Genomic DNA, 23,865 nt, shown 5'->3' on the forward strand with positions numbered 1-23,865 from the left:
ATATTGGTACCTATTAATATCATCGTACCTACCGAAAGGGCACACCCATGACAGCCACATCGACGCAATCCAAGACAACGGCGGCGGCACCCCCGAGTCGCTGGACGCTCCCGATCATCCTGATAGCCCAGTTCGTCACCCCGATGTCCATCGCCGGGACAGCCATTGCGCTTCCGAAGATCTCCACCGACCTCGGCACCCAGACCACGGCACTGCAGTGGGTGGTCAACGGCTTCAACGTCGCCTTCGCCCTCGGTGTCCTCGCGTGGGGAGCACTCAGCGACCGCATCGGCTACCGCCTCACCTTCGTTATCGGCAGCATCCTGTTCGCCGCCGCCAGTCTGATCAGTGCGGCGAGCCCGTCGCTGCTCCTGCTCGATGCCATGCGCATCATCGCCGGAATCGGTGCCGCCGCGATCCTCACCGGTGCGAGTTCGATGCTGTCCAACGCCTTCACCGGCTCCGCCCGTGCCCGTGCTTTCGCCCTGTTCGGCCCCGTCAACGGGCTCGGTCTCGCGCTCGGACCGACCATCTCCGGTGCCCTGGTCGCCGGGGTCAGCTGGCGCGGCGTCTTCGCTGTTCACGGCCTTATCCTCGCCGCTGTTGCGCTGAGCTCCCGTGTTCTCCCCGCCGCGGCCCCTGCTGTGGCACCAAGCACGTCAGACCGCGCCCCGTTGCTGGACCTGTCCCTGCTGCGCAACCGGGAGTTCCTCGCCATGTGCCTGGTACCCGTGGCCGGGTCGATTGGCTTCGTCACCCTGCTGACCTATCTCCCCTCAGCGTTCAGCGGCATCCGGGATCTCAGCGCAGGTCAGGCAGGTCTGCTCATGCTCGCCATGACCATCCCCGTGGTCATCGCACCCACTGTCGTCGCCAAGCTCGTCGACACCGTCACCTGGATCAACGTTGGGTCTGTCATCTACACGAGCCTTGCCGTCCTGATCTTCGGCGACCTGGGACTCATGCTACTCAGCGAGAACCGTTCCCTGGCCTGGATCATCGTTCCGATGATCCTGCTCGGATTCGGCTTCGGCCTCCCCATCGGGCTTGTGGACGGCCACGCCCTTCAGGTGGTCCCGCCGGAACGCACCGGCACCGCTGCCGGGTTGCTCAACTTCTTCCGGCTCGGCAGTGAGGCCATCTTCGTCGCAGGCTACGCCCTCCTGTTGTCCACACTGATCGGGCAGAAGCTCACCGGCGACGCCGCGACCGACACCGCAGCCGGCCAACCCGGACACCCCGACGTCTACACCAGTGCTTTCACCACAACCGTTCTCATTGTCGCTGTTCTGGTGGTCGTGATCGCCATCGCCGTCCTGGCCATCCGCCGCAGCGAACACACCGACACCCACTGAACATCCTGTAGAGATCCATGGAGGAAACCATGACCACCACCACACCACCCACATCCGTACGCTTCGACCTCCGCTCCATCCCCGGCCTGATGCCGCCCTCGATGGTGACACCGCTCGATGACCTTTCCCCAGGTGGGCTTCCCCAGGTCGTTCTTCCCACGGGGCATACGGCCGTGCACCTGACCGCCTACCCCGATGTCCAGAAGATTCTGACGGACACCTCGTTCATCCGCAGCGACACCAACGTCGACGATGGCCCCAGCTTCCTGCCGACGGTCATGCCCGAGGAGATGCTCCTCAATCTCGATCATCCGCACCACGGAAGGCTGTAACGCTTCGTCGCCGCAGCCTACAGCGCCAACACGATGGCGGCTTTCGCCCCGACGGTCCGTCGCATCGTCTCCGACGCCGCCGATGCGCTGACACCCGCGTCCAGCTTCGACCTGATGACCGACCTGCTCGAACCCCTGACGATCAACGTCAACGCCACCTATCTGGGCGTCCCCGACGACGACATTCCCGGATTTCGGCACTTGTCGCGGCAGATGCAACTCGCGCATGACACCGACATCCCGCAGCTGCTGGAGGATTTCTGGGAGCTGTATCACTACCTGGAAGACCTCATCGCCGGCAGACGCCCCCTCAACGACGGACTCATCAAGAATCTGCTCGCCGCCCGCGAGGAAGCAACCCCGCCGGTCACCGACGGTGAGTACGCAGCTCTGCTTCTCGGATCGCTGGTCGGCGGCGACCAGAATGTGCTGTCGGAACTCTCAAAGATCGTCTTCGTGGCCCTGTCACACCACGAGCTCTGGGAGCTGATGTCCACGAACCCCGACAGCATCCCAGTGGTCACCGAAGAACTCCTGCGCCTATTCCCACTCGGCAGGATCTCCACGTTCCCGCGGATCGCATCGCGCGATGTGGCGGTCTCCGGGGGAACAGTGCGCGAGGGGGAGACGGTCTACGCAGACGCTCACGCTGCCAACCGGGATCCGCAGGTCTACCCCGAACCCTGGATCGTGGACACTGCACGCACATCCAAGCGGCATCTCCAGTTCGGCTACGGTATGCACCACTGCATGGGCGCGGCGATGGCCCGCATGGAGATCCACGAGACCCTGGTGGTGTTGACCGCCGCGCTCCCTGACCTCACCCTGGCGTCCCCGGTGGACGCCGTGCAGTGGGACACGGGCGTACTCGTCCACCGCCCGCTGAATCTCCCGGTGACGGCCGGGAAGTAGGCACGGGCATGCCTACATGACACCACCCAGGGTAGGTACCATAGAAGTATTCAATGCCCCCGAGCCCCAAGGAATTGCGCGATGCCTGATCAGGATGGACACCCGAGTGTCGAAGAGTTCGACCTGTCGAAGATCCTCCATGCACTGTCCGACGAAAACCGACGGCATGTCATCGTCGATCTGGCATCACAACCGGAGGGCACAGAGCAGTTCTGCAGCGTGTTCGGGACCCCCTGGGCCCCATCGACCCGGACGCACCACTTCCGGGTACTGCGCAATGCCGGCCTCGTGTGGCAGCGAGACGTCGGCAACGGCCGCATGACCCGACTGCGCCGTGATGACCTGGAGAAAGTATTCCCCGGCCTGCTGGACCAGATCATCGCTGCAGACAAGGTTTCCAGCAGCGGTGCTCAGACCGAGGACCGGGACGAAACCCTCGCCGGCGGTGCGTGACCCGGTCCTCCAGCCGCAGAAGGGACGGGTCCTTCTCGAAGACGGAGACGGAGCTGGATGCAGCGCTTCGTCGTCTTCGCGTTGGTCTTGTTCGGCGAGTGATGCGGCCGTGACGAGCGGTCCTGCATCGACTGGCCGGCGCGATAGCGGTCGGCCCAGCGCTTCACAGTGGGCCAGGAAACCTGGAACCGGGCGGCGACCTCGCTGATCGGCCAGCCCTGGTCGACCACGAGCTGGCCGACGATCAAGCGGTGGCGCGGGGTCAGTGCTGCGTTGGCGTGGAGCAAGAGCGTCCCCTTGGAATAGACGGAGGGGGCCGATAGCTCGACCCCCTCACGGTTGTTAGCGTGGATTCCTCTGTGGACCGCTGGCCCTAGGCCAGACCCTTTCCCAGCTCGATGGCGGTGAAGTGATGTACGGCGCTGGGCTGCTCGAGCTCGTCGAGCACCGCTAGGGCCAGGTCCGCAGGGGTGATCCGCGACGTGCCATCGTGGTTGATGAGGAGCGTGTCACCGCCACGGCGATAGGCGCCGGTTCCCTGTCCGGGCTCGAAGACTGCCGACGGACTCAGGTAGATCCAGTTCTGGTTCGGATGTTTGGTACACGCGTTGAACTGGTCGAGGCTGGCCGACGCGACGTCACGCCACTGGGTCGGCACGAAGGCGGGGTCGTCCAGGACGAGCAACTCCCGATCGTGAGGTGAGCGCAAGGGCGCTGCTCCTCCCACGACCAAGACCCGGACCCCCGCGACGGCGGCGTGGTCGAGGACACGGCTGGTCAGCGGAGCCACACGGCTTTCGTCGCCGGGGGCCATGCGCACGGCGAGCACAACGGCGTCTGCGTCGTTCAGGACGGGCTGCAGGGGTGCCTCGAGGTCTGTCAGATCGAGACGAGTGACGGTGGTATACGGGTCGTTGGTCTCCTGTGGGTTCCGCGATACGGCAGTGACGTGGTGGCCGCGGCGTGTGGCCTCCTGCGCGATCGCTGCGCCGGCCATGCCGGTGGCTCCGAGAACCGTGATGTTCATGAATTGTCCTTTCGACGATGGGTGGGGGCGGGGAGCTGGCCACAGACCATAGCGGCCAGGGCGATCGCGAAGCCGAGGTACTGCTCGGCTCCGAGGTGTTCGTGCGCGATCAGGACGCCGAGCAGGGCGGCGACCAACGGCGAGAGAAGTCCCAGGAGGGCTGTGGACGTGACGGGCAGGCGTCGGATGCCGGTGAACCAGAGGCTGTAAGAGACCAGTGCCCCGACCAGGCCGAGCCAGGCGTACCCAAGCCAGCCACGACCGGAAATCACTGCCGGTGGCCCCTCCACCAGCAGCGCCGGGATCGCCAGCAGAAGGCCGGCGGCCGTCAGCTGCCAACCGGCCAATGCGATGGGCGAGACACCTTGGGGGAGCTTCCACTTCTTGGTCAGGACCACGCCCGTGGCCATGGCCCCTGTGCCACCGAGTCCTGCAGCCACACCCACCGGATCCAGGGCGGCACTCGGCCCAAGGACCACGAGAGCCACCCCCACGACACCCACGACACCCCATCCCAGGCGCCAGCCGGAGAGTTGCTCGTGGAGGACAGCCACGGCCAGCAGGGCAACGATGATGGGCTGCACCGCACCCAGCGTGGCCGCGACCCCGCCCGGAAGACGCTGCGCCGACAAGAACAGCAGGGGGAAGAACGCGGCCATGTTCAGACCGCCCAACACGAAGCTCTTCCACCACCACGAGCCGCGCGGCAGCTGCCTCGACAGGCCCACCGCGATGATCCCTGCCGGCAGCGTCCTCATGAACGCGGCGAACAAGGGGTGTCCGGCTGGGAGGAGGTGGGTGGTCACGATGTACGTTGTCCCCCACGTAGCGGGGGCCAGCGCCGTCAAACAGGTCCACAGCAACGAACCGCGGCGCCCATGAGAAAAAGTGTTCATGCATCCATCATCAGTCGCTCACCAGTAGTGAGTCCAACACATTGTTCTCACCCAAACAATGATCTGCTATCATGATTGGGTGGAACTCCAACAGCTCAGGTATGTCGTGGCGATCGCCGAGGAACGCAACTTCACGCGAGCAGCAGAACGCTGCTTCGTCGTGCAGTCAGCCCTGAGCCACCAGATCAAGGCCCTCGAAAAGGAACTCGGCACGGCACTGTTCGTGCGCTCATCCCGCCGGGTCGAGCTGACACCTGCCGGCGAAGCCTTCCTCACGGAAGCACGGAGCAGCCTCGCAGCCGCTGACCGCGCCGCGGCGGTCGCCGCCGAGGCCGTGGGCCAGGTCCGCGGAAGCTTGTCGGTAGGTGTGATCCCGACGGTCACTGCCGTCAGCGTGCCCGACATCATCGCAGCCTTCCACGCCAGCCATCCCCACGTGGATCTCACCGTGCGGAGCGGGGGAAGCAATGAGTTCATGCGCGATCTCAGCAGCGGGAGACTCGACGTGGCCTTTCTCGGCGTGGACGCCGACGTCGCCCCAGCGTCCGGACTCACCGCGCACGAGATCGCCCGAGGGCGTCTCGTCGCCGTCATGGCGTCACAACACCGGCTAGCGCACACGGGCACCCTGACCCTGGCTGACTTGGTCGACGAGACGTTCATCGACTTCCCGGCCGGGTCACCAGGCAGACTCCAAGGCGATCGGGCATTCGCTGCCGCAGGCCTTCAGCGCCGCGTGGGCTTCGAGGCGATGTCGACCGAGTTCATGCTCGCCCTCGTCGAACTTGGGTTGGGCGTCTGCCTGCTGCCCGTCGACTGTGTGCCGGCTAACCCAGCGCTGCGAGCAGTTCCCGTGGCCGATGGCCCCTGCCGGGCCGAGTACGTCGCGTGGGGCTCTTTCAATCCGAGCCCCGCGTCTCGGGCGTTCATCGAACAGGTCAAGGAATCAATCGCCCTGCACATGGTCGGCTGATGCCGGTCCCATCGATCAACGTCTCCGGTCCGTACAACTAGCGGCAGGGTCGCCGCGTTCTACACCTGGTGTGCGGTCGACGGTGACGACATGGGAAACATGCGTCCATGACGATGTGAACGGGTGTACGTGGGCCGACGTGGATCTTCGACTTCGTTGCCTTCAGGGTCGATCAACGTTGAGACGAAGGGTGCGTCATCGGATGGCGGGACGAAGGCACCGTATCGGAAGTAGACAGGCCCTGATCTCCATCGCTTGTCTGCGAGGATATACGGTCCTTCACCTCCAGCGAGGAGACCGTTAAGTTCGTCGAGAGCGAATGCGAACTCCTCGTCGGAGCTGGGATAGACAGTGATGAACTTCCCCGCGAAAGACACATCTGTCGAGGGACTCACAGCTGCATTGCATGCGGTAATTGACGGTGGGATGGTGATCGATCCGCGCGTCGCGAAGGCAGCGATGCGAACTAAAGACTCCCGAGATGAGCCTCTGGCGATACTCACTCGCGGTGAACGCATAGTGGCCGAACTCGTCGCCCGTGGGCTGACGAACCCCGAGATCGCCGAAACTCTTGTTCTCGCCGAAGGAACCGTCAAGAACCATGTTTCGGCCCTCCTGCGGAAACTCGATGCGAGAGACCGCACAGCCTTGGCCCTCACGTTGTACAAAGCCCTAGGCGACTGACCTCAGGGCTACAAGCCTTGCAGCGCGCCTCGGCTGCCTATGCATGAGAACGAAACTCCTGGAGCGTCCAGGAAAGACGCGCTCCGGAGCGTTCCTCGCCGAGACAGACCCGTACAGTGTCATTAGTTCGCCGGTGGTTTGCCCCAGTCAGGGCGCTTGGTTAGGTGCCACGACCCGCACGAGGGGCATTCGTAGATCCGCAGCGGCCCTGCCCGTCGCGACCGTTTCAGTGCTACATGCACGGCGTCATCATAGTGCTCGTATTCGCGTTTACCAGTTTCGGAGCACAGTACGCGTTCGACTGGCGGCTTCTTCGACCTCCTCCGATGGTGCTTCATCACACAATGATTCTAAACTTCTGGTGTAACTGGCTCCTGTAGGTGACTGATGATGGTGGCAGCAACTACGAGCGCTGCGGCACCGAAGACTCCACCGGCGACCGCGACGGCTGTGTGGAAGCCTGTGAGGAACGCTCCACTGGCGACCATTTCGCCGAGGACTGCGACGCCGACGACGCTGCCGGTCTGGCGGGCGGCATTGATGACTCCTCCTGCAATGCCGACATGTTCCGGCGGGGCCGAGGCCACTGCGGCCGAGGTCGCGGCCGGCATCGCGAAGGCCATCCCGAATCCAGCCGTGAAGGTCAACACCGCGACCACCACGTAAGGGGTTTCTGCGGTGAGCAGCACGAGGCTGCTGAAGCCGATCGTGCCGACTACCAGGCCGGTGAGCATGGTGGGGAACGCGCCCCACCGGGCGACGGCACGGCCGCCCAGCGGTGACGCGACCACGGCGCTGCACGCCTGTGGTGCCAGCGCGAGGCCTGCCAGCCACGGCTCGTATCCCAGGTACTGCTGGAAGAAGAGGGAGAGCACGAAGAGTTGTCCGAAGAAGCTGATGTTGAGCGCGAGCCCTACCATTGCGGCCACGGAGAACCGGGCACGAGTGAACAAGGCCATCGGCAGCATCGGGTCCGGGTGTCGTCGCTCTGCGATGATGAACAGGGCGAGGAAGACGCCCCCGGCGATCAGCACGGCTACCTGCCAGGGTGACCATCCGTGTTCGCCTGCGGTGATGACTGCATAGGTTACTGCCACCAGCGTGAGCACGGAGAGCACCTGTCCGGGTAGGTCCACCCGTCTCGCGCGACTGCCCGTGAGCGCGGGAATTGCCCACAAGGTGAGCAGACAGCCGATAGCGACGATGGGGAGGTTGACCCAGAACACCGCCCGCCACCCGATCGTCGACACCAGCGCTCCGCCCAGGACCGGTCCGATCGCGGCGGCAACACCTCCTGCGCCGCCCCACAGCCCGATGGCGCGTGCTCGTTCCTTCGGATCGTCGTACACAGCCGACAGCAATGCCAGAGAGCCCGGCACGATCGCTGCCGCGCCCACGCCCTGGACGGCGCGACCAGCGACGAGGAACCCGCCTGTGGGAGCGAGGGCGCACACGGCCGAGAGCACAGCAAAGACCACCAGGCCAGCGAGGTAGACCCTGCGGGCCCCGAGACGGTCGCATGCGGCCCCAGCTGTGAGAAGGAACGCGGCGAACACGAGGGTGTAAGCGTCGACGACCCACTGCAGTGAGCCCACCGTCGTGTCGAGGTCAGTGCCGATCTCGGCGAGGGCGACATTGACGATGGTCGTATCGAGCATGACGATGAAGAAACCGAGGAGGGCCGCGACCAGCGCCGTGCGCCGATGCGCGGTCATACGCGAGACTCCAGCGAAGCCTCGGCGGGCGGGTGGCCGAAGTAGGTGCGCTTGCTCAGGTCTTGATCCCAGGTCCGGTAGGACCGGTCCAGCAGTGTCGGCAGCACCAGATCGAACAGGCGCCAGGACGCGGCGAAGTGCATGTCCCGGATCTCCCTGGCCGTCTCTCCCCCGGTGAGCGCGAGGAGTTGCTGGGCGACGACTTCGGCCTTGTTGCGGCCGATCGTGTCTCGCCCGGCGCCGTACTGGCGTTGCACGTTAGTCAGGTCGAAGTGGTCGGGATCGGCCAGTTTCAGGTTGAGTGCGCCCATGCGCACCAGGCGGGCGGCTGCGGCACCGCCGATGCCCCCGGTGCCGACGATGCCGATCACGGCATCGCGCAACCGTGCTTGGCGTTCACGCTGTTCCTCGGTGGTGTCGCCAAGCCAACCCAGGTTGCGGTCAACGCGTTCCCAGTAGAAGTCCTCATCGTAGTGCCCGCGTAGCCGTTGGCGGTCCCCGTTCATCGCGATCGCTCCCTTCGTCTCCTGATGCAATGAATCTGGTGAGTTCAGACTATGCCTGCGATTGTTCGGTCGTCACCGAACAGTTCCGGGTGCACACTGGAGGCATGGTTGCGCGCGTGTTTCCTGAAGCGGTCCCGGATATCTCGACAGTCGCGTCGGCTCTGGCTGACTCGTCGCGGGCGGCCATGTGTGCTGCGCTCATGGACGGGCGGGCCTGGACGGTTGGTGAACTGGGCAGGTACGCGGGCCTGGCCCGGTCGACGGCGAGCGAGCATGTTGACGTGCTCGTCACCCACGGTCTCGTCCACGACATTCGGCAGGGCCGGCACCGCTACATTCGCCTCGCCGGGGAAGACATCGCACGAGTGGTCGAGAGCCTTGGCGTGGTCGCCCGCTCGCCCCTGCCCACTCCTCACAGCCTCAGCGCGTCACGGGCGAATGCGAACCTACGTGAAGGCCGCACCTGTTATCAGCACCTCGCCGGTAAGCTCGGGGTGCGCCTGGCTGAACAACTGGAAGAGCACGAGTTCATCGACTCGCACTGTCAGGTCACTAATCAAGGTCATCGCTTGTTCATACAGTGGGGTGTGCCCCCGAAGATGCTCGACACGGGCAGGTCGTGCATGGACTCCACCGAACGCCGCTTCCACCTCGCCGGCCCTCTCGGCACGGGAATCTGCAAGACTCTGCTGGATAAGGAATGGCTTTCCCGCAGGGGTCGTACCCGGGCCGTGCGTCTCACTCCCGCCGGGCGGGCAGCGCTCAACGACGCGGGGATCTCCCTCGATTCCCCATCACTGTCATAGAATAGGCCGCCGGCAGCGGTGAAAACTGTTTCACCGCCATCCACGCTGCTCCCGCCGCATTGAGGGCATACATAAGTGTCAGGTGCGGCGCCTGGCTTTCCAAGATGCCATTTGCTGGACGCCATCTTCCCCGTTCCACGTGTGGTGTGTTGTGGGCACGGCCCGGTTGGCACCGGACAGGCTTTAGGCCATGATGACGGCGGTGCCAGTGGCGCGGTCGTGGAGGCCACGGCCATCGGCGTCCACCATTGCGGCTGGGAAAAGCACACCGGTGAGTAGCGTGCGGACAGCAGCGCGCCAGAAGCCCACAGTGGCACCCGGCTCATCCAGTCGGGCCACGCCCATCCCCAGAATGAGCATCCCCGGGGTGCGGGCAAAGAGCCAGCCGCACACAATGCCCATGACAGCCCAGACCGCATAGCCAAGAAAGGCAGGCCCGCCAAGAGAACTGGTGAATAGCTCAAGAAGGTTCGCTATGAGCATGGCCAAAAGCCAATCTATGAGCACGCCCCCTGTGCGGCGCATCACGGAGGCGAGTGCACCTGCCCCCTCCTTGGGGAGGCCGAGATCCTTTCCGGGCCACTCCCCCGGCCCGAAGCCATCTTTGTTGTCTGCCATGCCCACCAATCTAGTCGGCGGGCGGTAACGGGATGAAATTTCCCATTGCCTACCCCACGTGCCCGAGTGGTGGGCTCACTACCTGTAAACTGATCGGGAGTACTACAGGTCAACCAACAGGAGACAACCGTGTCCTTCGAGACAATCCAGGACGTCGTCAAATTCATCAAGGAAGAGGACGTCAAGTTCGTTGACATCCGCTTCACGGACGTTCCCGGCGCCGAGCACCACTTTTCCATTCCAGCAGATGAGTTCACCGAGGACGCGGCCGCTGAGGGCCTCGCTTTCGATGGCTCCTCCATCCGCGGATTCACCACCATCGATGAGTCGGATATGACCCTCCTGCCGGATCCGACCACGGCTTTCGTGGATCCGTTCCGCACCGCGAAGACCCTGAACATTAAGTTCTTCGTCCACGATCCGTTTACTCTCGAGTCGTTCAGCCGCGACCCGCGCAACATCGCCCGCAAGGCCGAGGAGTACCTCGCTTCTACCGGTATCGCCGATACTTGCAACTTCGGCGCAGAGGCAGAGTTCTACATCTTTGACTCTGTTCGCTACGGCACTGAAGTGCACAACGGTTTCTACGAGGTGGACACCGATGAGGGCTGGTGGAACCGTGGTTCCGAGACCAACTTCGATGGCACCCCGAACACCGGTTTCAAGACTCGCGTGAAGGGCGGATACTTCCCCACCGCGCCCGTCGACAAGCACGGCGAAGTCCGCGATGCCATGGTGCAGCAGCTGCAGAAGGCCGGCTTCGCCATTGAACGTTTCCACCACGAGGTAGGCAGCGGCCAGAACGAGATCAACTACCGCTTCGACTCCTTGCTGCACGCGGCGGATGATATTCAAACCTTTAAGTACATCATCAAAAACACCGCTGAGCAGTACGGCAAGACCGTCACATTCATGCCGAAGCCGCTGGCTGGTGACAACGGTTCTGGTATGCATGCCCACATGTCCCTGTGGAAGGACGGCCAGCCGCTCTTCCACGATGAGGCTGGCTACGCTGGGCTGTCTGACATGGCCCGCTACTACATCGGCGGCATCTTGGCCCATGCACCGGCTGTTTTGGCGTTCACCAACCCAACGCTGAACTCCTACCACCGTCTGGTCCCAGGCTTCGAGGCCCCGATCAACCTGGTGTACTCGCAGCGTAACCGTTCTGCTGCTATCCGCATCCCGATTACCGGTTCCAACCCGAAGGCTAAGCGCATCGAGTTCCGTGCACCGGACCCGTCAGGTAACCCCTACCTGGGATTCGCTGCCATGATGATGGCCGGCCTGGACGGTGTGAAGAACCGCATCGAGCCGCATGCTCCGGTGGATAAGGACCTCTACGAGCTTCCGCCGGCAGAGGCTGCCTCCATCCCGCAGGCCCCGACCTCCCTGGAAGCTTCTCTCGCCGCGCTGGAGGAAGACAATGACTTCCTGACTGAGGGCGATGTCTTCTCCGAGGACCTCATCGAGACCTACATCGAGTACAAGCGCGAGAACGAAATCACGCCGTCGCGTCTGCGTCCGACTCCGCTCGAGTTTGAGATGTACTACGACTGCTAAAGGATATGTGGGTATCTGACCTCTTCTTTTAGCACTCAGCGCAAAGACACAACCCACGGTTTCCTTCACGGATTCCGTGGGTTGTGTCATGTTTGGCCCGGCGCGCAGGAAGCCGATGGCGCAGCTTCTGAAACTAACTACATGGGCTACCGGCCACGCAGGCTAAGTCTTTTGGGGAGGTTTCACCGGCTAATAGAGGCGCCCCAATTCAGCGAAAATCGCCGAATTAAAGCTGAAAGCCCGCTCTGCCTCCGAGAGCATAGCTTCACGCTGTTCAACGTTAAGCTCCAGGCTATCCACACGCCTGCGGTATCCCGTGCGATAAGGCGGGATTTTTCCAATTGAAGTGAAGTCATAGAAGTTCAGGGCCTCAGGAGGAACTCCGTAATGGGCCCCCAAACGCGCTGCAATCACCTGCCCACCGGAAATATCACCGAGATAGCGCACGTAGTGATGAGCTACCACTTCTACTGGTTGGCTAACTATTTTTTCTAAGCGCGCGGTATAGGCCGTCGTCGCTGGAAGAATGCGAATCTCCTCGCTCCAGTTTTCGCCAACGAGTATTTTCAGATCTGCTTCCAGTGCTTGACGACGTTCCAGCCGTGGATCCGCCACCGCACCGGCAATGGGAGTAGTCGCCACGCTGCGAACGGCGTTCTCGAGAGCTCCATATACAAACCACAATTGGCCGGCCAAATCAGCCACGGCTGACTTATTGAGCTCCCCTGACAACAGGCGCTGCATGAATGCCGAATTCTCCGCATGCTCATGCGCACGCGCAGTCGCCTCTCGCAACGCAACGGACAAAGGTTTATTGAGAGTGGTAGTCACTGTTCTTCTCCACGGTGTTATTTAGAAAAACTACAAATCAGTTGAGGTTAGAAAAACTCAAAACCGAAAATTAAGGGGATTAGGCCGACGTGGGTGTGCGGCACCAAATTTCATCGGCACCCCACACCCGTTACGTCGCTCTTGAACTGTCAGCGATGTGCTTTAGCGCTTATCGCTGAAAGAAGGCACGGGCACTGTCAAAAGCACCGGACTTAACAAATGCTTGCCACAGAATTGCGATCATGCTGCCAATAGTCGCAATGCCTAGGAAGTAGTTCCAGAAGTTGGTGACCTTCGAGCTAGAAGAGGAGTTCTCACCCGAGCTAAGATTCTTATCTTCCGAAGGTGTCTGGGGCTTCGGCTTCTCCCCGTCGGACGGAACCTGGGGCTTCGGCTTCTCCCCCTCGGACGAAACCTGGGGCTTCGGCTTCTCCCCGTCGGACGGAACCTGGGGCTTCGGCTTCTCCCCGTCGGACGGAACCTGGGGCTTCGGCTTCTCCCCCTCGGACGGAACCTGGGGCTTCGGCTTCTCCCCTTCGGACGAAACCTGGGGCTTCGGCTTCTCCCCCTCGGACGGAACCTGGGGCTTCGGCTTCTCCCCCTCGGACGGAACCTGGGGCTTCGGCTTCTCCCCCTCGGACGGAACCTGGGGCTTCGGCTTCTCCCCCTCGGACGGAACCTGGGGCTTCGGCTTCTCCCCCTTGGACGGAACCTGGGGCTTCGGCTTCTCCCCCTCAGACGGAACCTCGTCATTGTCTTTCTCTTGGCCGCAGCCCGGGGCGAGATTGAGGGTCAGCTGCGCGCTGTTCACCTCTGGGTTGTAGTCGTGGCTGTACATACCCATGAACAGGAAGTCAACGCCCTCGACGTCACCAGAATCATTCGTTCCGGGCTGTCGCTCGTACATCACGTCGGAAGCATTAAGCGTGAGAGTATCGCCGTCCTTGCTCCACTGTGCCTTACCTTGACCGAACGCCCCTTCACCAGTACGCTTGTTGGCTTCAACGCGGTCCTCCGGGGTGTACTGCGTCATGTGCTTGCCTTCAACAAAGTAGGCCTCGTAGCCGGAGCCGAGCTGGGCCTTATCGCCTTCGGTCTGCACGAATGGGTTCGTCATCTTGGAGTACAGCGCTCCGTGGTGTCCAGTGAAAGTAATCGAAGAGTCCTTGGCCTTGATCTTCGATGCAGTGACATTGCCGGCCTCGTCCACAGAGACTGTGGACGCTTCCGGATCGACTTCGAAACCGAAGGTGAAATCGCTGCCTGTCGGATCGCCGTTTTCCTTCACCGTTCCGGTCGTCTCCCAGTCACCGTTAGCGATTCGTCCCTTGATGTAGGAGCGCCAGGAGTGCTTGATACCCCAGTTGAAAGTGCCGGATTCGATGGTGCAGGATTCTGCTTCTGCCGCGGTTGCCTGCGGCACAGTAATCGCCGTCGCTGCGATAGCGGTCACCAAGATTTTTTTAAACATGGAAGTCCTCCAGTTGATGCGAGAAAAATGAATTGATTGTGGGCGCGGCACGCTGTGGTTGTACCTGCAGCCCGTCGACGGAGATCGGCCAGCCGTACACCTCTGACAAGATGGGACCGGTGAAAACCTCCGCCACGCGCCCTTGAGCTGCGATCCCCCCGCGTGAGACGCACACGATGTGATCGCAATATGCGGCTGCCGCGTTCAGGTCATGGAGCACCACGAGTGCGGTTACTCCTGCCTCGCGGGCTAGGGCTTTCGCAGAACCCAGTAGCTGTTCTTGGTGGCGGATATCGAGGGCCGCTGTCGGTTCATCCAGCAGGATTATTGGAGTATTTTGTGCAAGAACACGGGCAAAGGCCACCCGCGCACGTTCACCACCGGAAAGCGTGCTGATATCGCGTCCGGAGAGATGCGCGGCTCCAGCTGTTTCAAGGGCAGCTTCGATAAACTGCTCGTCAAGTTCGGCGTGGGGCGTTCCGCGCCAAGGGCGGCGGCCCATCGCGACAACATCGCGTACCAGAAATTCAAAGGACACCGAAACATCCTGAAGCATCACCGCACGTTTGCGTGCGAGCTCACGGGGCGAGGTCTTCGGCGACAAACCGCCGACACTGATTTCACCGGAGAAGTCGATATCACCCGCGATCGCGCCAAGGACAGTTGACTTCCCCGCACCATTCGGGCCAATTAGTCCGGTGACCTCGCCTGGCCGGGCATTAAAGGTCACGCTGTCAACGAGGGTAACCCCGTCGACTTGGACGGTGAGGTTGTCCACGTTCAGCATCAGTGCACCCCCTTTCGCATCATGCGGCGCAACAGGATGAAGAAGGTCGGTCCGCCAACTAAGGCGGTAAAAATACCGATTGGGAGGTCCGCAAAGGGAATCAAGGTTCGTGCTGCCACATCCGCAAAGCCGATGAGCACCGCACCACCTAAGGCGGATGCAGGAATGAGGATGTGGTTTTGCGGTCCTACGATGCTGCGTAACAAGTGGGGAACGATGAGCCCAACGAAGCCGATGAGGCCGGCGAAGGACACAGCAGCTGCGGTAAGCACTGCGGATGCCACAATTGCCACGATGCGCAACACAGACACATCTACGCCAGTGTGCACAGCAGCGCGTTCGCCCAGCGCAAGAATGTCAAGTTGCCTGCCCAAACGCAGGGCTACTGCTATACCGATAAGGACGATGGGAAAAACAACCCATACGTGCTTCCACTGCGAGCCATTGAACGAACCCATCTGCCAAAAAATGATGGCTTCCCGGTTGGCGGTCGGTGCTAGGTACACCATGAAGGAGATGATTGCATTGCACACTGCATTAATGGCGATACCCGTGAGGATCAGGTGAACCACCGTGACGCGACCGTTATAGCGTGCAAGTTGGTAGATAATGAAAGTAACTAAAAGTGCGCTCAAGAAAGCCAGCGCTGGCACAGTGAAAGTTCCCACGAAGGTGAGGTTGAAGACGAATGCTACAGCCGCCCCAACACCTGCACCGGAGGTCACTCCGATGATGGATGGCTCCGCCAGAGGATTGGCAAAGATGGCCTGCATCAACGTGCCGGCAACGCCTAGAGCAGCACCTACGAGTAGCCCCAAAACCAAGCGCGGCAGGCGAATATTCCATACCACGCTGGCTGTGAGGGACTCTTGCCCCGGCCCTAAGGCCAGAATCGGGAACAGATCAGAAAGCGCAATGTAGTACTGTCCGAGGACGATCGAGATGAGTCCCGCTAGAACAGCAAGCACCGCTAAGAATATGAATACCGATATCCGCTGAGTGCGGCGTCGTGTGAAGACGTCGCTATGCATTGTCTGGGTCATATACAGCCTTTGCGAGTTTGACCAGTGTCTGACCGGTCATGGGGCCGAAGGCCAGGGACTGGCCGTCAGGAATGGTGACGATGCGCTGCTTTTGACCAGCAATGGTCTGAGCCACACCAGGACGTTCCAGTAGTCCGTCGACTCCGCCAGTGGATTTCAAACCATCGGTCATCATGATGATCACCTCTGGGTTGATGCGGGCCAGCGCTTCTGCGTTAGCAGGTTCGGCATAAGAAAGGTTGTTCTCCGCAGCGAGGTCGACTCCCCCTATTCCTTCGATGAGGTCTTGGGCGCCGGTCCCCTCCCCCATGATGAAGAACACGCCACCGTTCCCGCGGGCGTAGAGGAAGGCCATACGCATTGGTTCCTCGGGGGCAATGGTCTTAATGGCTTCCTTCGACTCATCAATTTCCTTGATGGAGCGCTCTGATAACTTGCGGGCCTCGTCCGGAAGCCCGACGGTCTCACCCAGCGTAATGATGTCTTCGTCAACCGAGTCGATGGTCCGCTGCGGTTCCATGACCACAGTGGTCACGCCTGCTTCACGGATCTGATCGATCGCATCACGGGGCCCAATGGAGTGGTCCACGATAACGAGCGTCGGATTAAGTTCTAGGACTGCCTCAACATTGATATTGTGGCCGCCTTCAGTCACGACAGGACGATCCGCCAGATTCGGTTCAGTGGAAGAGACGGTGCGGCCAACGATATTGTCCGCGAGCCCCAATCCACTCAGCGTTTTGGTGTAGGTCCCATAAATATCGAGCGCCAGAATCCGCGAGACGTCCGTGACGGAGACGTCATAACCATCAGCGTCAGTAAGTTCCACCGGAAGGGCGGGCTGGACTTTAGTACTTACCGGCTCGATATCGGCGAAGTCACTTACCTCAGTAACGCCTTCGAAGGAGCGCGGGTCGGAAAGGTCCTGCGGGTCCGGTAGCTGGTCTGTATAGCTTCCTTGCACGCCACAGGCAGTCAATCCCACGATGCACAGAAGCGGGAAAAGGAGACGTAGGAGAAGTTTCACGGCGATCTTTCTAGGAGTTGTTCATAATGAGGCGGCTGGTGGAGCCTCCGGCGATAATGAGCCCGGCGATGAACAGGAGGAGGTAGGTAACTAGGTCATCGGTGGTGCCGTTCTCGGAGTTCGCGGACTTGATCTGGAAATTCTTTGAACCATCTTCGTAGCCCTGCGACGAGTCACTGGCCAGCGCGTTGTCTACTGCTTCGGAGTTGACGCCGCCACTGCCCTTCGCCTCGGAGCCGGCACTGTCTCCCGCACTGGACGAGCCGCCACCACTATTGCCGCCAACAGCGTCGTTGCAATCGGCGTTTCCGCCCAGGCTGGCGTTGAAACTTAGCGGATCGAGTTGTGTTCCAGGTTCATAGAATTCGGCGAATGCCTTGGAGCCAACGTCAGTCAGGGATACTGTTGCTTCACCCGAAACGGCATCTGTCCCCACATCCAGAGACGTGAAATTCAAGTCGGCGATGGCGGTGCGTCCGAAGTCCTTCTTCTCGCCTTCCATGTTGGAGGAGCGCACGTCGCCGATTAGTTTTCCGGTTTTACCGTTGAAGGAGATTTCTAGATTCGCAATATTGAGGTCGAGCTTGCCGTGGTGGCCGGTGAACTGGATGCTTCCGCCGTAGCGCACGGAACCCGCGCCGTCCTTAACTGCGCCTGAGTTGCCGGAAAACTGGAATCTACTATTGCTGTATCCGACTCCCGAGAGATCCCATTTTCCTTGCGCAATGGAGCCGGTGATATAGGACTGGAATGACTTCTTCACTCCCCACTGCGCCCTAGCTTGGGTCACACCGGTGGCTTGGCAGGTTTCGTTGGCTGCAGAGGCTGCCCCTGACGAAGAATCCGCCGAGCTCGTCGCCCCCGAAGCACCGGAGTTAGGCACTCCAGCTGTCGACGCTCCCACGCTGGATCCGTTGCCAACTGCTGCTGTTTCTGGAAGGCTGTTGGCGCTTCGGCCCGGGGTACTGGTGCTACCGGAGGTAGAGTTGCCAGACTGCGCGCTAGCCGACACCGCTGGAGCCGCAGCCGAGTTGGTGTCGCCTCGCTTCTTGAATGAGTCCAGCTCGTCCAAGAAGGCTTGGGTATTACCCATAAACGTGGTGACACCGTTCATGGTGTCGTTGGTTTCGGACAACATAGCCATGACTTCCTTGTTGAAGCCCGTAAAATTGCCGGTAATAGAGTTCAGCTGCCGTTTCGAGCCAGATCCATTGTCGGCTGCACCGCCGGAACCAGAGCAGGATCCATCCAACGCGATGGTGCCTGAGGAAGGATCGAGTTCTTCGCCCTGCTCATAGAAGCCCGTGAAGAGCTTGACTCCCCCGGCGCTAAGAGACGTGGTTCCCGTCAGGTTCACTGCCGAGCCGTTGTCCTTGACAGGCTCCTGCAGATTAATGGTGGCGATGACCTCATCGTCGCCCTTAATCTGGGCCCCGCGGGTGTAGTTGCTTCGGTTCAGTTCATAAGAAACGTAGTCAACCGTCACTTTTGCTTGGTCACCGGAAGCAATGACCTTGAAGTCCGACATTGTCATGTCGAGAACCCCGTCATGTCCTGTGAAGTTCAGCGTGCCTTGGAACGGGATGGTGACTGTACCGCCAGAGGACGTGGGCGCGCTGGCTTGGAACACAAAAGCACCGTTGCCTTTTTCATCACCGCTAAAGCCGATACCGCTGGCTCCCCAGCCGCCGCGGGCGATATTGCCTTTGATGTAGCTTCGGAAGGATTGCTTGATCCCCCAGTTCCACGTACAGGAAGTCTCTGCGTGAGCTACCGGGGCGCTGTTCAAAAATGGAACGGCGCCGAGAGCAAGGGGAGCTGCGATCATCACACCGCATGCTGAGCGCCAGAGATTGCGAATCATGTTGAGAACCTTGTTTCATCCAGTACTAATTATAGGCTAGGCTTGCCTTGGTAAAGTCAGCCTGCCCTAAATTAACAGGTTTGTCAACATATCAACTGAACCGGAGGAAACAGCATGCACAGCCACCCCCACACCGATATCTTCAGGAGCATCTACCCCGACGTAGATCCGGCCCAAAAGTTCCCCCCTACTCTGTCGGAACGCGTGGCGTTAGCGTTCGCCGTCGGCGTTTTCATGTTCGGCGGAGTGAAGGGAGACCTACTCATCGCTGGCGCAGGGCTGGTGTTTGTTGTGGGCTGCGTTTGGACGCTTTCCCGAAAGACTCCCCGGCGCATCCGTGCCGAAGCGCGTAGCCGGTTCCCCCAAGAACCATGGGTGGAAAACCCTAGCCCCCTTATCCCCGCTTTATGGCTCGTGCTCGGTGCACTCGCCGTATCCGCGTGGTGGTTTACCCCTGATGAGTTTCTCACATGGAGCGCTTCCGCAGTGGCTATCCTGGCAGCCGCTGTAACGTGGTACATGCCGGCTATACAAGCTCGTCGCACGGATGTACCTGAAGGACCTGATTCAAACCCATAACAACCCCGAGCTTCCGTGATGCCGCGAGCCCGATCCTTGAAGCTAGCAGGCACAAATGGGCAGGTTACCCACCCCACAGGAGCCCGGTTCCGCAAAGTTCAGCACATCAATAGGACAGTAGGCGGGGAATACAGCTACCATGCCATCTGTGTCTGATAGATTCCGCCAATTGCCGCCGCCTGGCCCCGCTTGGGGAGGCAGTCTCATGGGTACCTCGATCGTATCCCGCCTCCTTGTCGAAAACGGTTTGATGATTGGCTCCGCCGTGTTTGCTGGCATTGCCTGTGTCATCTTCTTGGTTCTCACCATCGGTTTTGCGCGCTACCGCCAGCCCAGCTTTGCGCGCACAACAATGGCGGAATGGTCGATGTACTTTATTGGAATCTTGGCGCTCGGCGCGGCACTGTCGGGTCTAACGGGTATTCCAGCGTTCCGGCTCGTGGGTTTCTGGATCGGTGCTCCCGTCACCGTTGTCACGTGGGCTATTCAGCTCACCCGCTTCGACGGCCAGCCACGGTTTACCTGGGGATTGCCGCTGGTGGGACCCATGATTTCCTCCTCTGTCGCCGGGTTCTGTGCCCGCGATTACGGCCAGTTCTATCACTTGTTGGGCACGGGCTTTTTCGCCATGTCGATTCTCACGGCCGTCCCAACGTTCATCCGTGTGTACTGGGCCGCGTGGCACAGCAAAGTGGATCTCAGTGGCCCGAACTCCGCCACCGCCTGGGTGCCGCTGGGTGTGGTGGGACAGTCCACCACTGCGATGCAGATCCTCTACCCAGGTAAGTTCTCCGTGTACTACGGTCTCACCGCGATGATTATCGCTATCCCCCTTGCTCTGTGGGCAATGGCGAAGTTCTACCCCAACGTCGTACGGTGGGCGGAGTACACACCGGCCTGGTGGGCATGCACCTTCCCGCCGGGAACGGTGAGCATGGGAGGCCACCAAGTCGCTCTCGTCAACGGCTCTGAGCTTTTAGATCTCATCTCCCTGAGCCTGCCTATCTTGCTCATTGTTCACTGGACAGCCTGTTCCAGCCGCTTTGTCAGCTGGGCAATCGAGGGCCGCCGAATTGCTGAACGCACAAAAGAAAGTGGCCAGCCCGTTGCGGGCTAGCCACCGTGCAGCGCAGTTTGTTTACTTTATTTACTCCGCAGCTTTGACGAACTGAATGACGTGTCCCTGGGTGACGAAGGCAATGGTCGAATCGTCGATGGCGTAGACGTGTGGCTTGGCGTAGACAAGATCGGTGAATGCCTTAGCATCCTCCATCACGGACTTTTCGCAGCCCTTTTTCGTGGTCATCACGTCCTTCAATTCCACGGTGCCGTTCTTTTCGTCGACCGCGTAGGTGCCGCTGCCGCCGTTGCAGCCGTCATCAACGGCAACGGTGCCGTCTTCTTGGAAGCCGATGGTGATGTTCTTGTTCTTCTTGGCTTCAAACGGGCCGTCAAGGAGAACCTTGTTGGCCTCATCGGCAGAGAGTGGTGCCTTCAGGCCCTCGACGTCATCGATCTTTTCGACAACGCCGGAGCCCTTCTCATCATCTTGGCCGCCAAAGATCTTGGAGCTCAGCTGTGCGAACTGGCTGGAGCCGGAGGCGAAGGGGTTGGTGGGGGCAGATTCCACAGCACCAGCAACGCCGGTGCCAAAGGCGCTGCAGGTCAGTGCTGCGAACGCGGTTGCAATGGTCGCTTTCTTGAATGTGTGCGTCAACATGGTTTCACCCTAAAAAGCATCACGCTACAAACACAAGGCTTTTCATGGGTTTGTACTACAACTTTATACTTTCCCCAAGGAAACCATTTGTCTCACAGCTTTGACACGCACCGGCAAGATTTTACTTGTCTTCAGACTTGACGAACTGAATGACAATACCCTGGGCGCCCAAGGCATAGGTGGAATCGTCGATAGGGAAGACTGCAGGCTTAATCTCTAGAATCGACTTGAAATCCTGGGCATCAGCCATCACCGGCTTATCGCATGCCATCCTGGTCTCAGTGAGATTGTCAATGACAATCGCATCAGCCCCGTCGAAGTGGTAGGTGCCAGAACCGTGGTTGCAGCCATCGTTGTAGGACAGGGTGCCGTCCTCGTTGAAGGTGACAGATACGGCATCGTTCTTCTTGGCCTTGAAAGTGCCGACAATCGCCTTCTTCGCTTCATCGGCAGGAAGCTTGTCCTTGAAGCCGTCGACCTCCTCATACTTCTCGATGAGGCCGGAGCCCTTCTCATCATCCTTGCCGCCGTCATTGTTGCCGCCCTTGTTGCCAAACAGCTTAGAGCTCAGCTCTTCGATCTGGCTGGAGCTGGAGGCGAAAGGGTTAGCGGAGGTCGGTTCCGCAGCACCAGCAACGCCGGTGCCGAGGGCACCGCAGGTCAGTGCTGCGAGTGCGGTTGCAATGGTCGCTTTCTTGAGTGTGTGTGACATCATGGTCTTCACCCTAAAGAGCGCCCCACCCGCGTCTCAAGGGATTTCATTTGTTTGTGCTACTACTTTATGCTTCCGCCAAGAAAACAATCTTTCTCCCAGCTTCGCCATGACACCACCACTCACCTTCATCGCGCTCGACGGCGCCGACGTTGATGCGGTGCGTGCTCTTCTTGCGGGCTTGCCCAGGGAGGGTATATATCTGCGCCGCGGCACCTTGCTGCTCGAAACCTCCTACCTAGGGCCGGGCGCGCGAGATGTGTACGCCACAGCATGGGGCTATGGGATGAGCGATGTTACCTTGCTCTTTGCCCTGTCCTGTCACGGACGGCTGCTGATGACCGTGGGACAGCTGGTCTTGGTAGGCGTCGACAAGCACAGCCCCTGGATTGGCCGAGAAGAACTGGAGGACTCCATCGTCGACGGTGAGGTCAGTGTGGTGACGGAGCCGAAAGAACTGGCTTACTGGTTACGCTTGACGTAGCCCATGCGGGGCCGGAAGCCCTGCGGGTGCTTCATCTGCGCCACAGCATCGCCGATAACCATGCGGTGGCGGGCGCTGACGGACGTCGGCATCTGCGCCACGGAGAACCACTGGGCATCCAGGTTTTCCTCGTCAGAAACGACGGGTTCAGCATCGTCCGGAACAGACACGCGGAGGGTGGTGTCCATAAACATGCACTGATCCCCGTTGGGAAAGGTCACGGGCCCAACCTGGCCCACACCGAGGAGGGCTTCGATACGCCCATCGAGGCCGATTTCTTCCTTAACCTCCCGCAGCGCCGTCGTGGTGATCTCCTCCCCCGGCTCACAAATACCGGAGACCGGAGCCCAGTTTCCGTTATCAGTGCGTTGGGCCAAGAGCACCGACGGCAGCTCCCAGATAGCTGAGCCAGTTGGCACCGCACGCACAATCACCGCGGTGACGGCGGGAAGAAAAAGCTGGTCGTGGCCGATTTTCTCACGTAGGGACAGAATATACTCAGGAGTGGGCATGGACCTTATCCTACTGGGTCACAGGTTGTCGAGAATCTCCGGGAGGACTGCTTCGATGTCCGCGGCCACCGTGAAGGACATTTCGGCGCCAGCACCGTTCGCACAATCAACACCATCGATGTCCGCATCCGTCGTGCCTGATAGCACCCCCACGATGATGCCCTCCTGCGAGGTGCCCGGCGCGCCGTACACCGGTGCACCGGAGTCGCCGCGGGCCGAGCACGCTTGCGCCCGCGCAGAAACGGTATCCACCGTGCGCTCGGCATAGGTGAGTTTGCCTGGACCTTCGCGGTGCGTTAGTTGCCCGCAGGTCTCTCCTGTAATGCGCCCTAGCTTGCACACCTCCGCAGGCAAGGCGCTCTCCCCCGCCGCAGCTACAGAGGTGGGCATATCCTGTGGGGAGTAAAACTCCGCCTGACGGGAGATCTCTACGAGGGCGAAGTCCAGCCCATGCGTGTCTGGGGCAGACAAGTCCGAATAGATAATGCTGCCCACCGGATCGGCAGGGTACGTAAACTCCCCCTCCGCATTGCCGGCCCACACCGTATCGCCAGGCTCGCCGCAATGGGAAGCGGTGACGGCGATTGTGCGGGCGTCATCAAGCACAAAGCTCCAGGCCACCGTGCACAGGTTGAAATCAAAGTTCTCACCGGGCACGGGCTCACGGGAGCTGACGTCCAGGGCGGTACCTGGAGGAACCGGCGACGAGCCCGGGCTTTCTGCCCGTGGTGTCGACGGCACAACGGTTGTGTACGGGGCGCTGCCTGCCTCGGAGTGGTTATCCTCCGCAGGTACGCAGGCCGCCACCCCCAGGCTCATGACGCACACCACGCCGAGGAGGAAACGCCTAGTCATCCTGCTCTGGGCTAGCCTCTTCCGCCTTCGAGTCCTTCTCTTTTTCCATCTCCGCAACCTGCTTCATGTCACGGATAAACTTTTCTGGATCAAACTCGGTGAAGTATTCCGGGCCTGAAAATTGCTCTTGTCCCATGGGT

At 60.7% G+C, this 23,865-nt stretch carries 27 protein-coding genes and 1 pseudogene; 10 read left to right on the forward strand and 18 right to left on the reverse strand.

The features are described 5' to 3' along the window. Positions 1-47 precede the first annotated feature (47 nt). The 4 genes from CSING_RS09140 (at position 48) to CSING_RS09150 (ending at position 3,052) form a co-directional block, all read left to right on the forward strand. Positions 48-1,355, forward strand: a complete 1,308-nt coding sequence (locus tag CSING_RS09140) for an MFS transporter (RefSeq protein ID WP_042531646.1) — start codon at positions 48-50, stop codon at positions 1,353-1,355. 29 nt (positions 1,356-1,384) lie between these two features. Further along, a complete protein-coding gene (locus CSING_RS14075) occupies positions 1,385-1,687 on the forward strand; it encodes a hypothetical protein (protein WP_236683952.1) in 303 nt (100 codons plus the stop codon). Positions 1,688-1,900: 213 nt separating this feature from the next. Further along, positions 1,901-2,599 (forward strand): cytochrome P450, encoded by a 699-nt coding sequence (locus tag CSING_RS14080; protein WP_236683953.1) that lies wholly within the window; start codon positions 1,901-1,903, stop codon positions 2,597-2,599. Positions 2,600-2,680: 81 nt separating this feature from the next. Then, on the forward strand, positions 2,681-3,052 hold the full coding sequence (locus tag CSING_RS09150; protein WP_042531648.1) for an ArsR/SmtB family transcription factor: 372 nt from the start codon (positions 2,681-2,683) through the stop codon (positions 3,050-3,052). A gap of 11 nt (positions 3,053-3,063) precedes the next feature. Here CSING_RS09150 and CSING_RS13330 read toward each other — a convergent pair. From CSING_RS13330 to CSING_RS09160, 3 genes and pseudogenes are all read right to left on the reverse strand, one after another. After that, positions 3,064-3,339, reverse strand: a pseudogene (locus CSING_RS13330) (helix-turn-helix domain-containing protein); the annotation flags it as partial. Between the two features lie 86 nt (positions 3,340-3,425). After that, entirely contained in the window at positions 3,426-4,079 is a 654-nt protein-coding gene (locus tag CSING_RS09155; RefSeq protein ID WP_042531650.1) for an NAD(P)-dependent oxidoreductase, read from the reverse strand. Further along, a complete protein-coding gene (locus CSING_RS09160; protein ID WP_042531652.1) occupies positions 4,076-4,975 on the reverse strand; it encodes an EamA family transporter in 900 nt (299 codons plus the stop codon). The genes CSING_RS09155 and CSING_RS09160 overlap by 4 nt, the downstream gene beginning before the upstream one ends. Positions 4,976-5,033: 58 nt before the next feature. On the opposite strand from CSING_RS09160, the gene CSING_RS09165 reads away from it, so the two are divergent. Further along, positions 5,034-5,948 carry a LysR family transcriptional regulator gene (locus CSING_RS09165; protein ID WP_042531655.1) on the forward strand — a complete coding sequence of 305 codons (915 nt, stop codon included), beginning with the start codon at positions 5,034-5,036 and terminating at the stop codon, positions 5,946-5,948. Positions 5,949-6,007: 59 nt separating this feature from the next. On the opposite strand, the gene CSING_RS13785 is transcribed toward CSING_RS09165, so the two are convergent. After that, entirely contained in the window at positions 6,008-6,343 is a 336-nt protein-coding gene (locus tag CSING_RS13785; RefSeq protein WP_162484147.1) for a class III lanthionine synthetase LanKC N-terminal domain-containing protein, read from the reverse strand. A gap of 64 nt (positions 6,344-6,407) precedes the next feature. Here CSING_RS13785 and CSING_RS09170 point away from each other — a divergent pair, with 64 nt between their 5' ends. Further along, positions 6,408-6,632 carry a response regulator transcription factor gene (locus CSING_RS09170; protein ID WP_236683954.1) on the forward strand — a complete coding sequence of 75 codons (225 nt, stop codon included), beginning with the start codon at positions 6,408-6,410 and terminating at the stop codon, positions 6,630-6,632. A 350-nt stretch (positions 6,633-6,982) separates the two neighbouring features. On the opposite strand, the gene CSING_RS09175 is transcribed toward CSING_RS09170, so the two are convergent. Continuing rightward, positions 6,983-8,347, reverse strand: a complete 1,365-nt coding sequence (locus CSING_RS09175) for an MFS transporter (protein ID WP_042531657.1) — start codon at positions 8,345-8,347, stop codon at positions 6,983-6,985. Continuing rightward, positions 8,344-8,853, reverse strand: coding sequence for a ThiF family adenylyltransferase (locus CSING_RS09185; RefSeq protein WP_052471408.1), 510 nt, complete (start codon positions 8,851-8,853; stop codon positions 8,344-8,346). The genes CSING_RS09175 and CSING_RS09185 overlap by 4 nt, the downstream gene beginning before the upstream one ends. A 104-nt stretch (positions 8,854-8,957) precedes the next feature. Between CSING_RS09185 and CSING_RS09190 the strand changes: the two genes are divergently transcribed. After that, the gene (locus CSING_RS09190; RefSeq protein WP_042531659.1) at positions 8,958-9,659 is read left to right on the forward strand and encodes an ArsR/SmtB family transcription factor; all 702 of its coding nucleotides are present in this window, start codon (positions 8,958-8,960) and stop codon (positions 9,657-9,659) included. Positions 9,660-9,842: 183 nt separating this feature from the next. Here CSING_RS09190 and CSING_RS09195 read toward each other — a convergent pair whose 3' ends face one another. Then, on the reverse strand, positions 9,843-10,277 hold the full coding sequence (locus tag CSING_RS09195) for an RDD family protein (RefSeq protein WP_042531661.1): 435 nt from the start codon (positions 10,275-10,277) through the stop codon (positions 9,843-9,845). Positions 10,278-10,406: 129 nt separating this feature from the next. On the opposite strand from CSING_RS09195, the gene glnA reads away from it, so the two are divergent. Beyond that, positions 10,407-11,840 carry a type I glutamate--ammonia ligase gene (gene glnA / locus CSING_RS09200; protein ID WP_042531663.1) on the forward strand — a complete coding sequence of 478 codons (1,434 nt, stop codon included), beginning with the start codon at positions 10,407-10,409 and terminating at the stop codon, positions 11,838-11,840. 189 nt (positions 11,841-12,029) lie between these two features. On the opposite strand, the gene CSING_RS09205 is transcribed toward glnA, so the two are convergent. The 6 genes from CSING_RS09205 to CSING_RS09230 form a co-directional block, all read right to left on the reverse strand. Then, positions 12,030-12,671 carry a biliverdin-producing heme oxygenase gene (locus tag CSING_RS09205; protein WP_042531665.1) on the reverse strand — a complete coding sequence of 214 codons (642 nt, stop codon included), beginning with the start codon at positions 12,669-12,671 and terminating at the stop codon, positions 12,030-12,032. A 169-nt stretch (positions 12,672-12,840) separates the two neighbouring features. Continuing rightward, positions 12,841-14,142 carry an HtaA domain-containing protein gene (locus CSING_RS09210; protein WP_042531667.1) on the reverse strand — a complete coding sequence of 434 codons (1,302 nt, stop codon included), beginning with the start codon at positions 14,140-14,142 and terminating at the stop codon, positions 12,841-12,843. Beyond that, positions 14,135-14,929, reverse strand: a complete 795-nt coding sequence (locus CSING_RS09215) for an ABC transporter ATP-binding protein (protein WP_042531671.1) — start codon at positions 14,927-14,929, stop codon at positions 14,135-14,137. Before CSING_RS09215 ends, CSING_RS09210 begins: the two co-directional genes overlap by 8 nt. Beyond that, complete coding sequence (locus tag CSING_RS09220; protein WP_042531673.1) at positions 14,929-15,972, reverse strand: FecCD family ABC transporter permease; 1,044 nt, start codon at positions 15,970-15,972, stop codon at positions 14,929-14,931. The genes CSING_RS09215 and CSING_RS09220 overlap by 1 nt, the downstream gene beginning before the upstream one ends. After that, on the reverse strand, positions 15,953-16,999 hold the full coding sequence (locus tag CSING_RS09225; RefSeq protein ID WP_042531676.1) for a heme/hemin ABC transporter substrate-binding protein: 1,047 nt from the start codon (positions 16,997-16,999) through the stop codon (positions 15,953-15,955). Before CSING_RS09225 ends, CSING_RS09220 begins: the two co-directional genes overlap by 20 nt. Before the next feature lie 10 nt (positions 17,000-17,009). Then, positions 17,010-18,863, reverse strand: coding sequence for an HtaA domain-containing protein (locus tag CSING_RS09230; RefSeq protein ID WP_042531679.1), 1,854 nt, complete (start codon positions 18,861-18,863; stop codon positions 17,010-17,012). Positions 18,864-19,647: 784 nt separating this feature from the next. Here CSING_RS09230 and CSING_RS09240 point away from each other — a divergent pair. Then, complete coding sequence (locus CSING_RS09240) at positions 19,648-20,559, forward strand: SLAC1 family transporter (protein WP_042531682.1); 912 nt, start codon at positions 19,648-19,650, stop codon at positions 20,557-20,559. A 30-nt stretch (positions 20,560-20,589) separates the two neighbouring features. Here the strand turns inward: CSING_RS09240 and CSING_RS09245 are convergent, their stop codons facing one another. Beyond that, positions 20,590-21,162, reverse strand: a complete 573-nt coding sequence (locus CSING_RS09245) for an META domain-containing protein (protein ID WP_042531684.1) — start codon at positions 21,160-21,162, stop codon at positions 20,590-20,592. Between the two features lie 121 nt (positions 21,163-21,283). Continuing rightward, a complete protein-coding gene (locus CSING_RS09250; RefSeq protein ID WP_042531686.1) occupies positions 21,284-21,877 on the reverse strand; it encodes an META domain-containing protein in 594 nt (197 codons plus the stop codon). A 106-nt stretch (positions 21,878-21,983) separates the two neighbouring features. On the opposite strand from CSING_RS09250, the gene CSING_RS09255 reads away from it, so the two are divergent. Next, positions 21,984-22,358 (forward strand): hypothetical protein, encoded by a 375-nt coding sequence (locus CSING_RS09255; RefSeq protein WP_042531688.1) that lies wholly within the window; start codon positions 21,984-21,986, stop codon positions 22,356-22,358. Here CSING_RS09255 and CSING_RS09260 read toward each other — a convergent pair. From CSING_RS09260 to CSING_RS13845, 3 genes are read right to left on the reverse strand one after another with little or no spacing between them, the layout of a single operon-like run. Then, positions 22,337-22,870 carry an NUDIX hydrolase gene (locus CSING_RS09260; RefSeq protein WP_042531690.1) on the reverse strand — a complete coding sequence of 178 codons (534 nt, stop codon included), beginning with the start codon at positions 22,868-22,870 and terminating at the stop codon, positions 22,337-22,339. The genes CSING_RS09255 and CSING_RS09260 overlap by 22 nt on opposite strands. An 18-nt stretch (positions 22,871-22,888) precedes the next feature. Continuing rightward, positions 22,889-23,725, reverse strand: a complete 837-nt coding sequence (locus tag CSING_RS09265) for a trypsin-like serine protease (protein ID WP_236683955.1) — start codon at positions 23,723-23,725, stop codon at positions 22,889-22,891. Beyond that, positions 23,718-23,861 carry a hypothetical protein gene (locus CSING_RS13845; RefSeq protein ID WP_169744723.1) on the reverse strand — a complete coding sequence of 48 codons (144 nt, stop codon included), beginning with the start codon at positions 23,859-23,861 and terminating at the stop codon, positions 23,718-23,720. The genes CSING_RS09265 and CSING_RS13845 overlap by 8 nt, the downstream gene beginning before the upstream one ends. Positions 23,862-23,865: the final 4 nt, after the last annotated feature.

It is taken from the genome of Corynebacterium singulare (assembly GCF_000833575.1).
Classification (GTDB): Bacteria; Actinomycetota; Actinomycetes; order Mycobacteriales; family Mycobacteriaceae; genus Corynebacterium; species Corynebacterium singulare.

Bases quoted from the DNA above. Each gene is read 5' to 3' on its own strand.
- CSING_RS09185 (WP_052471408.1), bottom strand. From the start codon at position 8,853: ATGAACGGGGACCGCCAACGGCTACGCGGGCACTACGATGAGGACTTC.
- CSING_RS09230 (WP_042531679.1), bottom strand. From the start codon at position 18,863: ATGATTCGCAATCTCTGGCGCTCAGCATGCGGTGTGATGATCGCAGCT.
- CSING_RS09210 (WP_042531667.1), bottom strand. From the start codon at position 14,142: ATGTTTAAAAAAATCTTGGTGACCGCTATCGCAGCGACGGCGATTACT.
- CSING_RS09245 (WP_042531684.1), bottom strand. From the start codon at position 21,162: ATGTTGACGCACACATTCAAGAAAGCGACCATTGCAACCGCGTTCGCA.
- CSING_RS09260 (WP_042531690.1), bottom strand. From the start codon at position 22,870: ATGCCCACTCCTGAGTATATTCTGTCCCTACGTGAGAAAATCGGCCAC.
- CSING_RS09265 (WP_236683955.1), bottom strand. From the start codon at position 23,725: ATGACTAGGCGTTTCCTCCTCGGCGTGGTGTGCGTCATGAGCCTGGGG.
- CSING_RS09240 (WP_042531682.1), top strand. From the start codon at position 19,648: ATGGGTACCTCGATCGTATCCCGCCTCCTTGTCGAAAACGGTTTGATG.
- CSING_RS09155 (WP_042531650.1), bottom strand. From the start codon at position 4,079: ATGAACATCACGGTTCTCGGAGCCACCGGCATGGCCGGCGCAGCGATC.
- CSING_RS09190 (WP_042531659.1), top strand. From the start codon at position 8,958: ATGGTTGCGCGCGTGTTTCCTGAAGCGGTCCCGGATATCTCGACAGTC.
- CSING_RS09255 (WP_042531688.1), top strand. From the start codon at position 21,984: ATGACACCACCACTCACCTTCATCGCGCTCGACGGCGCCGACGTTGAT.
- CSING_RS09175 (WP_042531657.1), bottom strand. From the start codon at position 8,347: ATGACCGCGCATCGGCGCACGGCGCTGGTCGCGGCCCTCCTCGGTTTC.
- CSING_RS13845 (WP_169744723.1), bottom strand. From the start codon at position 23,861: ATGGGACAAGAGCAATTTTCAGGCCCGGAATACTTCACCGAGTTTGAT.
- CSING_RS09160 (WP_042531652.1), bottom strand. From the start codon at position 4,975: ATGAACACTTTTTCTCATGGGCGCCGCGGTTCGTTGCTGTGGACCTGT.
- CSING_RS09140 (WP_042531646.1), top strand. From the start codon at position 48: ATGACAGCCACATCGACGCAATCCAAGACAACGGCGGCGGCACCCCCG.
- CSING_RS09250 (WP_042531686.1), bottom strand. From the start codon at position 21,877: ATGATGTCACACACACTCAAGAAAGCGACCATTGCAACCGCACTCGCA.
- CSING_RS09220 (WP_042531673.1), bottom strand. From the start codon at position 15,972: ATGACCCAGACAATGCATAGCGACGTCTTCACACGACGCCGCACTCAG.
- CSING_RS09170 (WP_236683954.1), top strand. From the start codon at position 6,408: ATGCGAACTAAAGACTCCCGAGATGAGCCTCTGGCGATACTCACTCGC.
- CSING_RS14075 (WP_236683952.1), top strand. From the start codon at position 1,385: ATGACCACCACCACACCACCCACATCCGTACGCTTCGACCTCCGCTCC.
- CSING_RS14080 (WP_236683953.1), top strand. From the start codon at position 1,901: ATGCAACTCGCGCATGACACCGACATCCCGCAGCTGCTGGAGGATTTC.
- CSING_RS09150 (WP_042531648.1), top strand. From the start codon at position 2,681: ATGCCTGATCAGGATGGACACCCGAGTGTCGAAGAGTTCGACCTGTCG.
- CSING_RS09165 (WP_042531655.1), top strand. From the start codon at position 5,034: ATGATCTGCTATCATGATTGGGTGGAACTCCAACAGCTCAGGTATGTC.
- CSING_RS09215 (WP_042531671.1), bottom strand. From the start codon at position 14,929: ATGCTGAACGTGGACAACCTCACCGTCCAAGTCGACGGGGTTACCCTC.
- CSING_RS09195 (WP_042531661.1), bottom strand. From the start codon at position 10,277: ATGGCAGACAACAAAGATGGCTTCGGGCCGGGGGAGTGGCCCGGAAAG.